Genomic DNA, 12,459 nt, shown 5'->3' on the forward strand with positions numbered 1-12,459 from the left:
ATGGTTACCGTTTATGGGGGTGAACCCCTATATATCTTTATCGTTGCGATTAGTAAGTTGCTGAACCCTACTGGCAAAAAAGCATCTCTAGCCCCAAAAACGTTTCCCTTTTTGCAGCGGGACGAGGGTAGCAGTAATCCCGGCCTCGAACGGTGTTTCCGAAACTGGACCGATCTGGATGATCTTCAGTGGTGCATAATCACCGACACGCAGGAGACACTACAAGCGGAATTGACGAGTGTTCGTTCCTATTTCAATCCCATCAGGTAAAATGGTGAATCCATGACTAACAAAGACAACAGGGTTTGGGTTATAACGCAACCCTTGGCGGTACTTACGCTGCTTCTATGCGTCTTAACCCCCATCATCGCTTTTCCTGCGGATGCAGGAGCCTCCCCCTCGCTGCCCATCGTCTCGGAGGAAAGCATATTTTCGATCGAAGTCTACCCCCGGCAACATCGGCTGATTGTCAAAATTCAAGGACAATCCTATAAATCCTACCCCGTTGCGGTAGGTAACCCTTCGACTCCTACCCCTGTAGGAGAGTATCTGGTCACGTATAAAGGCAAAGACTGGGGGCCTTCCTTTGGTCCAAGATGGCTGGGCCTTAACGTGCCATGGGGCTTTTATGGGATTCATGGCACCAACCGGCCCGATTCGATTGGAAGGCACAAGAGCCATGGCTGTATCCGGATGCGGAATCACGACGTCATGGAATTGTTTGAACTGATTCCTTTAGGAACCAAAGTAACGATCTATGGCCATATTCTCGGAGACGCGGATCACGACCCACGCGATTTGGCAGAAGGGGACGTTGGGGGTGACGTGCAGTTGATTCAATCACGGTTAAAGAGCGCGGGCTATTTCAAGGGCGATTGTAACGGCAAGTTCAACCGGGCAACTGCCCAGGCCTTAACCCAATACCAACGCGATCACGGGTTGATCCCCAACGGCGTTGTGTCTTACCGGGTCTACCAGGCTCTAGGATTATCCGATTAATTCGAAACCAAAAACAACCCGTTCTCATCGGATGGAGATAACGGGTTGTTTATTCATGTTTTAGTAGCTTAAACAAACACTTGGACTAACTCGATATGCCGTTCCCTTGATAAATCCCGGAACTGCCATTCGTCAATTTGCACGAGCGGTTTAAAAATATCAGATGGGTTATTCCATACGATCGTCGCCGTTTCGCCGTTGCTTAATTTGACTTTCTTCCCTATAAAGTTCGGGAGGAGGTTGGAAGTCAACGCCTGAACCGCTTTCTCATTCAGCTTGCCAAACCCCATCATGTAGATGTTTCTCAGTACGGATAAGAGATCTTGCCGAGTACCCGAAGCGTCGGGTGAAGTCATGGCTATGTATTCATTGGCGACCGCTACAATTTCGGCATAGGGATGAATTTTCTCTTTCCGGAGGCCGGCCGGATAACCGGAACCGTCTTCCCGTTCATGATGCTGCAGTGCGACAAGTGCCGTCACCTCTTCCCCTGTTGACCTACGAATAATTTCATAACCGTAGGAGGTATGGCGGTTCATTTCTTCCTGCTCTTCCCCAACCAACTCCTGTTCACGATTACGCAGCGACTGGCGGACCCGGCTTTTGCCGATATCATGCAAATAACCTGCTTTGCTGATCTCATAACACTCATTAGGCGAATGTCCAAGCCAAGTGGCAATGTAGTAGGACAATAGACCCACCTGCAATGAATGGTTATAAATATTGACATCCTCTTCCGAGAAGGCGATCAGAAGTGAAACGACATCCTTACTTTGATCGAGCGCTTCAAGCATGGGCACCAATTGCTGCTCAACCATGGATTGGTTGAATTTCCCTGTCGTGAGCGCCTCTAGAAATAACGCTTGATAACCTTTAACCGTAAAATAAAAGTTATCGCGTAAACGCTGCGTGAAGCTAGGGTTCTTCTCCGAATTCAGGGCGTCTTCCCCTGCACGTAGTTCAATATCGACGTATTCGATACTTTGTCGAATCAGCAGGGCGATTTCCTCCGTATGAATGCTTGTCCCCTTTGGAAGAACGTGCAAACCGGCCCGGTTAAACACATCGGTTCTTAGACGATCCCCTTCCTGAAGCTCCATGACGTGAGTTTTCATATGCCCCTCCCTTCTTCATCTGCGCGTTAACCGACGAAATTTGTACTATTATCTATAAATATCGCGCAAATTGGGCCTCCCATGAATAGTCCTAAAGGCGTGTTTTGGAGGGGGTTTCGTACTTTATCCTTCGCATCACACGGGACAAAAGGCCCCTGCCTACTTGGCGTTTCGTTTCCACGGTGGATCGCCGTACCGATGCAGCGTCTGATTAATAGAATAGATCACCCAGGGGATTACGGCTGATAAAACCGCGCATACCCATGTCATTGGAGTAGGAAGTCGATCCAACAACAGATTCCACATGACCCACATGACATCTCACCTCCTGCTTTCAACTGGTTTCCACCGTTGCTCCGACAATTCGAACTTTCGTGCGGACCTCAACAACGATGTCGCAACGGGTAAAAAATCGTTCTCCCTGCTCCCAATCCTCCTTGATCCCCTCCCATATCGCATGATGCCTGCGGTTCAGGTATTCCCCTAAACCGATCACATCAACGCCGTACTCCTGCTGAACCTTGCTCAGGGTCCTTGAAGTCAAGCGAGTTAACCGCTCTGCGGTTTTTTTCTCAATTTCCGCTAATTGGCTGGGATTAAGCAAATCGATTCGCTCCTGGGATTCTCCGACGTTCCCCTCCATATCGAGTCGGATACGGAATCGAATATGCTCCGGATTGGACACGTCCGCATGAATGGTGCGCCGCAGACCTTTGATTTCATAAGCCATGAAACGGTCATCCAGAGGAAATTCTAGAACCCCGTCCTGGGCGGTTCCACGTAAGACGTTAAGCCCGGACGTTTCGTCGTCATTCAGGAATCCCTTCAGTTGCTGAGTGCCGTCAAAAAGAGCCGCTCCGGAAACGGAAACTTCTCCGTCCGTCTTCCGAATTCTCGGGAGCGCAAAGCTGCTTTTGGATAGGATAAAGGCTTGCACGTCCCCGACAGTCGTCGGGGGGTAAATCCTTGAGCTCTTCGTCGGATTTAGCGCTGTGGATTCAAAATACATGACGGGCAGCTTCTCATTTTTCGGATTCGTGTCCAGTAGTTGACGCGCCTCCCCTTCGGTCACCATGATTTTCGTGGCTCTTCGCATTTCATGGTCCCGCAGAAATAGATCCAGGGAGTTGGCCAACTCGCCTTTTTCAGCCAACTCCTCAGAAATCAAGATCATACGCAAGTGCTGTAAGTAGGGACTTCGGCTTGTTAGAAAAGACATGTCCCGCGCCGCCGTGAACATCGTATTTGCCGATGAAGACAAGTTAAAGTAAGCGGCATCCCTAGCGCCTTTACCTCCTCCTTCTTTGGCCTGCAATCCGCCTGGAATGACAAATTGAAACGTTAAACGATATTGCCCCTTCTCGGCTTCTTCATCCTCCGCGAGATCGATCCCGGCCCCGACCACAAAACCTCTTTCTTCGATTTCAACTCGGTCCCAGCAACCGGTCAAAAATAAAGTTAAGGTCAGAAATATCGCGATCAAACATCCGTAACAGTTCATACGTTTACGCATGCCCTTTCACCCCCCGAAGTAGAGACAGTAGAAGCAAAAGCGTCGGAAAAATCATGCCGAGCCCAATGCCGACATAACTGATCCATTCGCCGAATTGTTGAATTTCAATCAGGTTTTGGGGCTGCATCACAATCAGAAAAATAATGGGACCTAGCCAAAATGCTAATGTTGTGCGCTTGGCTTTTTTGAATACGGCCTCGAAAGCCTGCAAAGATACGTCAAAGGCCATCGCCGCCGTGTTAAACAAGGTAAGCACCCATACTGAAAAAAAGATCGATTCAAACCGCTCGAAGAAGCCGCCGGGAACCTCAACCTGCTTGGCTAGCTCCGCGGTAGGATACAGTACGCTGGCCGTCACCTCGGGGCCAAAGACCCCAACGGTGAAGAAGAACACGAGTAAATACAACACAAGCGGAATCAGCATTCCCCATGTCGAGGCTTTGACGATTTTTTTCGGCTGATTGATCACTGCATTGTAGAATAACAAGATCTCAAACCCGATAAATGAAAAGGCCGACTCTTTGGAAGCGGCAACCACATCCCGCCAATTGGTAACAAAAAACGGCATCAGCTTTTTGACTTCAAAAAAACTAATGTTCATGATAAACAAGACGAACAGCAGGAAAATCACAATCGGCAAAAATAAAGTGTTTAAGCGAAACAACGTCACACTGGGCCCCGCTACGCCATAAATGAGTACCAGCAGGAAGACCAGGCAAATGACTTCGATGGGTGTCCGGTCAAACAGGTAAATCCGGGAAATGCTGGCCACCCCCCGGGTCTCATAGGCTACAAAAGTCAGCATATAAGCGGCAAACATCAACGTAAAAAGAAAGGCCAGCGGCTTCCCGATGACCGCGTTGGCGATGTCATGGAGGTTTCTTTTCGGAAATCGGGATACTAGTTTGGCAACCATCCATGTGAACACCAGTGCGCCTAAACCACCGATGAGAATCGATATCCAGCCGTCGACTGAACGCGTCGTTTCTACGATCGAACGAGGCAGCGTAAGCACGCCAAAACCAATGACCATATTTGCGACTGAAGCAAATACTTCATAGGTTCCAACTTCTCGATCCCCGTATTCGAATGATTTCACGGACCACCCTCCCCATTCCCCATCCTGGAATCGTCTTTGGTTTGCATAAATTTCGGCCGTTTCGTCAGCATTGTATAAGGAGCCCGAATGATCATGTCTCGCCAATCGTGATAAAATCCGGGAGACAGTGGCGTTAAATAAGGAATCCCAAAACTTTGCAGCCTCGATAAGTGAATGCAGATCATAATCATGGCTAGAATGATCCCGTAAAGACCAAATACGGAAGCCGCAATCATCGTAAGAAATCGCAGGATGCGAAAGGCGATTCCCGCGCTATAAGACGGAATAGCGAATGAAGCGACCGCCGTCACGGCCACCACGATCACCATGATTGGACTGACGATTCCAGCCTGGACGGCGGCCTCGCCGATAACCAGCCCCCCAACGATCCCAATCGTTTGCCCGATTGGCTTCGGCAGGCGAACCCCGGCTTCACGCAGTAGTTCCAGTGTTAACTCCATAAGAAAGGCCTCAACTACAGCAGGAAACGGGACTCCTTCCCGGGCAGCCGCAATCGAAAAAGCAAGCTTGGAAGGAATCATGCCCTGATGAAACGAAACGAGCGCGATATATAGCGACGGAAACGTCAAAGAAATGGCGACCGCCATATATCGCAAGATTCGAATCAAAGACCCGATTAACCAACGCTCATAATAATCCTCGGGCGATTGGATCAGCGAGACAAACGTGGTTGGCATAATCAGCGCGAACGGCGTTCCGTCAAGCATAATAACGACCTTGCCCTGCAAAATCGCAGAGGCGACTTTATCGGGGCGCTCCGTGTGCAAAATGAGAGGGAACGGAGACAAGAAGCTGTCCTGGATCATCTGCTCGATCGTCCCGCTCTCCGGGGCATCGTCTATATCGATCGTCTCCACTCTCCGCTTGACCTCTTGGACAAGGGCTGGATGCGCGATATTATCGATATAGGCAATAATGAGCTCTTTTTTTCCCCTTTCCCCGACCCGGTAGGTGTCAAATCGCAGTTTCGGGTCGCGAATCGCTCGGCGCAAAAGAATGACATTCGTTTCTATGCTTTCGTTAAAACCTTCGCGCGGGCCGCGGACCAACGCTTCCGTTTGCGGCTCCTCCACGCTCCGTCCCGTCCATTTCTTACTGCTGATGAGCAAAACTTGATTAAAGCCATCGATAAACAACGCGGTATCTCCCGATAACACAGATACCAGAACGTCGTCGAGCGATGGGGTTGTTTTATATTTTTGAACCGATAAAAATTGTTTGTTTAATAAATCAAACAGATCCTGTCCGGACATCTTCTCGGCATGTCCTATGGCGGTAAACGCCTGCTGCAACGAAGTTACGATCTGTTCGTTGATCATATTTAAATCCGACAATCCGGCGATGCAAAGAATCCCACATTGCGGGATCCCCTCCCCGCCGCTGACAAATCGGGTAACCAAGTCGTCAGGAGCATCTAGGATACGGACGATCTTGGCAATCGACTCATGAACGCTGCCGCCGAAGGCTGACGAAGCGAGCGCATCGCCTTGCGCTGCTCCACTCTTTAGGACGGGGCTTCGTTTGTGTTGATTTCGGAACATAAATCTTGGCATAACACATCATCCCCAATAAGTCAGATCATCTCTGATGTCGTTACCCTTTATTACCAACTTGCTCCGAAAATAATCCCTTTTCGTTTTTTCATAGACCTCCCCCAAGTCGGACAAAAGAATAAATTTCCTTCGCATCGTACATCTTAACTGGGAATAATCGGCCCAGGAAGGAGGAGGTTCCATGCCTTTCATCAGAAAACTGCAACGCCGGAAACTCTCCGGAGGGGGAGAGCCCGGTAAAACCCCAGCGAATCCCCCAAGTCACACGGATTCATCCGGATCTCATAAAGACAGAAGTTTGTCCACCCGTCTGGATTGGATCAAGCAGGAGCTTAAGGACAGCTCGGACGTGATCTACCGTGAATTTACGATCAGCTCCGGTCAGCGTTGTGTCTTGGTATACGTACGAGGCATGATTGCGCAGGAAACGGCGCAGCAATTTATCGTGCGGAGTTTGCAGCGGGAATCCGCGCAATTGGAAGAGAAGGACATCTATCAATTTCTGTTCGAAGACGAGGCGTTAAGCGTATCCCAAGCTACGGTCATCAATGATCTGAATCAAGCGATTCAAGCCGTGCTAAACGCCGGTGCGTTGCTGATGATCGACGGTGACACGCGCATGCTGACGTTCTCCATCTCGGCTTATCCGACGCGCGGAATCGATGAAGCCCCTAATGAATCAGTCATCCGAGGTTCAAGAGAAGCTTTTATCGAAGATCTGGAGAAGAACCTCACGATGCTTCGCCGTCGGATCAAATCGAAAAAATTTAAGACCCCGGCGATCAACAAAGGCCGGGAAACGCGAACCAGTATCGTTCTAGCTTACGTCGAAGATGTTTGCAAGCCGGAATTGCTGAAAGAAATGCAGCGGCGACTATCCTACATCGACATGGATAGCGTGCTTGGCTCTGCCTACTTGGAAGAAATTATCGAAGATAATCCCTACTCGCCTTTTCCGCAACTCCAGTATACGGAACGCCCTGACGTCGTCAGCGCGGCATTGCTGGAAGGGAGAATTGCCATCCTCGTGGATGGTTCACCGATTGTGTTGCTTGCCCCGGTGACGCTGCCGATGCTGCTGCAATCGGCTGAGGACTATTACCAGCGATATGTCGCAGCGAACTGGATTCGCTGGATCCGTTATTTTTTTGTGTTTGCTTCCTTAACGCTTCCGTCCATTTATATCGCCGTCACAACCTTTCATCCGGAGATGATTCCGTCGCAGCTGCTCATTACGATCGCTGCATCCCGAGAAATCGTCCCGTTTCCGGCGTTATGGGAGGCTTTTGCCATGGAACTGGCTTTCGAAGCGCTTAGAGAAGCCTCGATCCGAATCCCGAAATCGATTGGACAAGCCGTATCCATTATCGGAGCTTTGATCATCGGCACCGCTGCCGTACAGGCGGGGATCGTCTCGGCGGCGATGGTCATCATCGTCTCATTAACGGGAATCGCCTCATTTATCATCCCCCATTTTGATTTGGGTCTGGCCTTTCGGTTGCTGCGTTTCCCGATCATGATTTTAGCCTCGATGTTCGGATTGTACGGTGTGACCTGCGGAATGATCCTGATTTACATTCATCTGGTGAATTTGCGGTCCTTTGGGGTTCCATATATGTCCCCAATTGCACCGCTCGTGATCGAGGATTTAGGCGATACGTTCCTTCGAGCCCCCTGGTGGAAGATGCAGAAGCGTCCTGTTCAACTCACGAACAACAAAGTCCGCCAAACCAAGAATCCTCGTGCTTGGGTCAAGGAGAGAGGTGATCTGGAGTGACGAGAAACCATCGTACGATCATCAAGGCAATGCTGGTCTTCCTGCTCTTCATCGGAGTTAGCGGCTGCTGGTCTGCTGAAGAGTTGAATAATCGTGCATTTGTGAACACCGTCTTGATCGACCTGACGGAAGATGGACAGACGGAGCTGACCATCGGAGTTCCGCTGCCCAACCGGATGATCCCAGGGCAAGCCGGCGGGACAGGTCAACCTCAGGGCGATCCGTTCAGCTTTGTGACCAAACGTGCGGATAATCTGAGCCAGGCTTTAAATATGCTACAAGTCGACCTACCGCGGAACATCTCCTTCGGTCAAACCAGAATCATCGTGGTTGGCCGAAGACAAGCGGAGAAAGGCTTGGATAAAGTCGTCGAATTCGTCTTTCGCCAGCCCTCCTTCCGGCTCAGCGCCAGCCTGTTCATAACGCCCGGCGACGTCAAAGAAATTACGCGTTCACCGATGGTATTTGAACGAATTTTAAGTGATATCCTGCGTAAATACGTAAACCATCACTATACGCTGGACACCACGATCAAAGACTACAAAATTGCTTTGTACCAAGGCGGAGATATCCTGATCCCGCTGCTAAATTTCGGGGAACTCCCGGGAGTGGCGCAAGAGGACCCCAAGAAGAATCGCTGGATGGGATCGGGGGGTGCAGCGATATTCAGCGGTGGAAGGATGTCGAAGATCGAGCTGTCCCCCCATGAACACCGGATCGCGCTTTGGATTAGTTCTCAGCTCAAGAATACGTCCACAACCATCTCCTCCCCCACCGATGATAAAGAGATCAGTTTTTTCATCGAGGATGTCAAGACGAGTATCGATCCGGTCGTGCATGGAGAGAACATCTCTTTTCGGGTCAAGAGCAGCGCCAAAGCTTTTGTAGAATCCTCTCTTTCTCACATTGATCTAAAAAATCCGGAAGTCCTTCTGAAACTGGAGGAAATCCTCAATAAAACAGTGGAAGAACAGTTTCTTGATGTGTTGGCCAAAACCCGCCAAGCCCATTCCGACGCTTTTATCATGAGCCAGTACCTGGACTGGAGGTATCCTAAAGTTTGGCATTCGGTTCGAGACCAATGGAAAAATATATATGCCAAGGAGCTCCCCATTGAAGTGAGCGTGGACATTAAGCTGAACCGTTCGGGCGGCGTTTACCGTTCGGTCGTTCATGAAACCAATAGATAGCGAGGGATAAGCGTGTTCTGGATAGGGATCCTGTTTACGCTGATTATGCTGGCGGACTGGCTCATGCAGATAAAAGAAGGGGTCAAAGTCAAAACTCGAATCAAGGTACTGCTCATCTCACTCTGTTTTTTTGTTACCGCGGAAGTCTTATTTAAACTGAAAGACCAATGGAATTTACCTAGCTGGTTTCATTATTTACGTGAAACGATGTTAGGTGGATCATGATGATTCTGGTTACTAGGAGGCGGATCGCATGCTCAAAAATATTACATCCAACCAGATTTTCGCGCTTTACAGCTTGCAGATATTCACCACGGTTATCGCCTTTTATACGGGGATGCTAATCGGGGGGAGTAAATATTCCACCCCTGTCGCGGTTCTAGTAGGCGGACTGCTTGGCCTGTTGTTAACCTACCCGGCATACAAGGTCGGCTCTTCCCGTCCCGACGAGTTCCTCGTACGATACGGGAGCAAATTGGTAGGGCGCCCCCTTCATTTCATTTTCATCCTCTATCTTCTGTTGACCCATCTCTTTCTTGCCGCTTTGGATCTAAGAGAACTCAGCGATTTTTTAGTATCGGAGTATTTAATCGGTACACCGAGCTGGGCGATTGCGGCCATTTTCGGAGTATGTGTCACCTACGCCGTACGCTGCGGCATCTCGACGATCTTTCGGACGGCCGAGGGATTCTTTCTCATCTTTGCGGTCGCCTTCTTCTTGATTCCGTTTATCGGGTTTCAGGAGATGGAAACGGATATGTTCACCGCCTTAATCACTCATTTATCGGTGAATGAGATGTGGTCCAGTGTCTATGAAACGTTAGCCATTTTTGGAGAAATGGCTTTTCTGTTTCTGTTGTTTCCTTATTTAAAAGCGCCTAAAATGGTGTATCACTCTCTCTTTTGGGCAACCGGGATCTCGTTGCTGTTTATCCTGTTGCACCTCATCCCGGTACTGTTGACGTTTGGGCCAAACCTGGGAGCCAACCTGCTGTACCCTGACATGGAACTCGTTCGTTTCATTCGCGTCGGCTCGTTTATCGAAACGATGGACCCGATTCTTATCATCTTATGGTTAACTAGCATCTTTGTAAAAATCTCATTTATTGTATTTACGGCGGTCATTTGCCTCTCCCAGCTGACTGGCGTCAAGGATCATAAGCCTTTCACCCTGCCGGTGGTAGCCTTTGTTTCCGTGTTCTCCTTGGCTATCGCCCGAAACCCGCAGGAAATTTTTCTATTCCTATCCTGGGATTGCGCACCGCTCATGTATTTTGCCGAATTTCTGATCCCAGCGATTTACTGGTTGATGAGTACCGTTCGTTCCCCATCTTCGGGGTCAAAAGCAAAGAAACCCGCCGAGAAAAGTTCAGCGGGTTAAGACTTATTTCGTCGACAGCCAAGCCCTTTCCTGGTTCCAACGCAAGGCAACCGGAGTCTCAAAAAAGTCGGACAACCCCGTTTCGTTCAGGACTTCGGCTGTTTTCCCTTGCGCGTATACCTCACCTCGGCGAAGCAGCAGTGTATGGCTGAATATCGGCAATATTTCCTCAGTATGGTGCGTCACATACAACATATGCGGCGTATCGGGCTCGGCAGCCAGGTTTGCGATGCTGGCAAGCAGCCCTTCCCTGGAGATGAAATCCAACCCGTTCGTCGCCTCATCTAAAATAAGCAATTTTGGCGATGCCATCAATGCCCGGGCGATCAACAGCTTTTGCTGCTCGCCTTGGGAGCAGGTCTGATAGGTGCGGCCATGCAGATGGCTGCATCGCAGTTGATTCATCAAGGCATCGGCCCGGTCATAATCCTCAGGCTTTGGTTTCTCGTAAAGTCCGATCGAAGCGAACTTGCCGCTCACCACAAGATCTTCGGCCTTTTGCTCCCCGTGCAGCTTGGACTGCATCGAAGAACTAACCCACCCGATCGTTTTACGCAGCTCCCGCAAATCCACTTCGCCAAACCGGTTTCCCAGCACGCGAATTTCGCCGGACGTCGGCCAGAGATATCCACTAAGCATGTTAAGGAGAGTTGTTTTGCCGGAGCCGTTTAATCCGAGCATGGCCCAGTGCTCTCCTTCCCGTACCGTCCAATCAATGCCGTTCAAAACCGCTTTCCCTTCCCGGAACCAAGTTACCTGGTTCATCTCAATGATGTTCATTCGAGTACCTCCGAAAATAAGTAGGTTTGCAGTAATCTCAAGCTACGCCTGTCTCCGCGGTTTGTCAAGCGCAGGCGGACGCTGTATGATTTCTAGTGCCAATTCTCTTCCGATCGACTAGAATACTAGTGAAAGGAAGTGAGGCATCTTGAAACCGACATGGACTTGGGCCAACGTCGAAACTCTCCAACACCTTGTTGAGGAGCACGATGGGATTGCCCTGAAGCTGAATTGGGATACGCTCCACTCTCGTTCGGAAGACAGCGCAGCAGAGCTGGTGGAGTTCCGAGACGGCCAGTTGGTCGCCTTCTTGGGTCTTTATCCGTTCGGAAACACGCTGGAGGTCTGCGGCATGGTTCATCCGAAATATCGCGGACAAGGTCTATTCACCTCATTACTGCGTCGCGGACTAAATTCCGATACCGTGGTTTCGTATTCGACGATATTGCTGAATGCTCCCGGCAACTCAGAAACAGCCAAGAAATTCTTAGCGGATTACCCTTGCCGTTTCGACTTCAGCGAATACCAAATGAAATACGGCTTGGAGGCAGTTTTAGCGAGCCAGCCCCCACGTGACGTTCACGTCACTCTCCGTCAAGCCCTGGATGCGGATCGACCGCTGCTTGCTCGCCTTGACCAGGAAGGGTTCGGGCTGACCGCAGAGGAAACACGGCTGTTTTATGAGACATTGAACAAGCATGAAATCGAGCAGAATGAATTGATTGTACATAAGGGGGAATCAGTCGGCAAAATCCGCGTTTCCCGCCGTAATAGAGAAGCATGGATTTACGGGTTTGTTGTATCTTCATCGCGCCGGGGACAAGGCATCGGCAGCTCCGCCCTGCGTCAGGTCATTGATCGCGAAAGAGCCGGCGATCACGAGATATGGCTTGAAGTGGCACTAAACAATCCCCAAGCCATGAAACTGTACGAACAAGCCGGGTTTCGGGTCTGCCGATCTCAGGATTATTATGCCTATTTGCGATAACTCGTGAGATACGATGCAGATCGCAGCCAAGAAGGTGGCATGC

11 protein-coding genes are annotated in these 12,459 nt (G+C 49.9%); 5 read left to right on the forward strand and 6 right to left on the reverse strand.

Annotation, left to right across the window (positions count from 1 at the left end):
* Nucleotides 1-282: 282 nt before the first annotated feature.
* Nucleotides 283-999, forward strand: coding sequence for a L,D-transpeptidase family protein (locus MKZ15_RS13175; RefSeq protein ID WP_339816484.1), 717 nt, complete (start codon nt 283-285; stop codon nt 997-999).
* Nucleotides 1,000-1,067: 68 nt separating this feature from the next.
* Here the strand turns inward: MKZ15_RS13175 and MKZ15_RS13180 are convergent, their stop codons facing one another.
* From MKZ15_RS13180 to MKZ15_RS13200, 5 genes are all read right to left on the reverse strand, one after another.
* Nucleotides 1,068-2,114, reverse strand: a complete 1,047-nt coding sequence (locus MKZ15_RS13180; protein ID WP_155608468.1) for an HD domain-containing phosphohydrolase — start codon at nt 2,112-2,114, stop codon at nt 1,068-1,070.
* Between the two features lie 159 nt (nt 2,115-2,273).
* On the reverse strand, nt 2,274-2,429 hold the full coding sequence (locus tag MKZ15_RS13185) for a hypothetical protein (RefSeq protein WP_155608469.1): 156 nt from the start codon (nt 2,427-2,429) through the stop codon (nt 2,274-2,276).
* 19 nt (nt 2,430-2,448) lie between these two features.
* Entirely contained in the window at nt 2,449-3,627 is a 1,179-nt protein-coding gene (locus tag MKZ15_RS13190; RefSeq protein ID WP_213622896.1) for a Ger(x)C family spore germination protein, read from the reverse strand.
* Complete coding sequence (locus MKZ15_RS13195) at nt 3,620-4,726, reverse strand: endospore germination permease (protein WP_213622895.1); 1,107 nt, start codon at nt 4,724-4,726, stop codon at nt 3,620-3,622. Before MKZ15_RS13195 ends, MKZ15_RS13190 begins: the two co-directional genes overlap by 8 nt.
* A complete protein-coding gene (locus MKZ15_RS13200; protein ID WP_339816485.1) occupies nt 4,723-6,300 on the reverse strand; it encodes a spore germination protein in 1,578 nt (525 codons plus the stop codon). Before MKZ15_RS13200 ends, MKZ15_RS13195 begins: the two co-directional genes overlap by 4 nt.
* Before the next feature lie 181 nt (nt 6,301-6,481).
* Here MKZ15_RS13200 and MKZ15_RS13205 point away from each other — a divergent pair, with 181 nt between their 5' ends.
* The 3 genes from MKZ15_RS13205 (at nt 6,482) to MKZ15_RS13215 (ending at nt 10,648) form a co-directional block, all read left to right on the forward strand.
* Complete coding sequence (locus tag MKZ15_RS13205; RefSeq protein ID WP_339816486.1) at nt 6,482-8,077, forward strand: spore germination protein; 1,596 nt, start codon at nt 6,482-6,484, stop codon at nt 8,075-8,077.
* Complete coding sequence (locus MKZ15_RS13210) at nt 8,074-9,267, forward strand: Ger(x)C family spore germination protein (RefSeq protein WP_339816487.1); 1,194 nt, start codon at nt 8,074-8,076, stop codon at nt 9,265-9,267. Before MKZ15_RS13205 ends, MKZ15_RS13210 begins: the two co-directional genes overlap by 4 nt.
* A 253-nt stretch (nt 9,268-9,520) precedes the next feature.
* Nucleotides 9,521-10,648: an endospore germination permease gene (locus MKZ15_RS13215; protein ID WP_339816488.1), complete on the forward strand. Its 1,128-nt coding sequence runs from the start codon at nt 9,521-9,523 to the stop codon at nt 10,646-10,648.
* 3 nt (nt 10,649-10,651) lie between these two features.
* Here the strand turns inward: MKZ15_RS13215 and MKZ15_RS13220 are convergent, their stop codons facing one another.
* Nucleotides 10,652-11,428 carry an ABC transporter ATP-binding protein gene (locus MKZ15_RS13220; RefSeq protein WP_155608476.1) on the reverse strand — a complete coding sequence of 259 codons (777 nt, stop codon included), beginning with the start codon at nt 11,426-11,428 and terminating at the stop codon, nt 10,652-10,654.
* Nucleotides 11,429-11,576: 148 nt separating this feature from the next.
* Between MKZ15_RS13220 and MKZ15_RS13225 the strand changes: the two genes are divergently transcribed.
* A complete protein-coding gene (locus MKZ15_RS13225) occupies nt 11,577-12,416 on the forward strand; it encodes a GNAT family N-acetyltransferase (RefSeq protein ID WP_339816489.1) in 840 nt (279 codons plus the stop codon).
* The last annotated feature ends 43 nt before the right edge of the window (nt 12,417-12,459 follow it).

It is taken from the genome of Paenibacillus sp. FSL R7-0216 (assembly GCF_037969915.1).
GTDB classification, from domain to species: Bacteria; Bacillota; Bacilli; order Paenibacillales; family Paenibacillaceae; genus Fontibacillus; species Fontibacillus rhizolycopersici.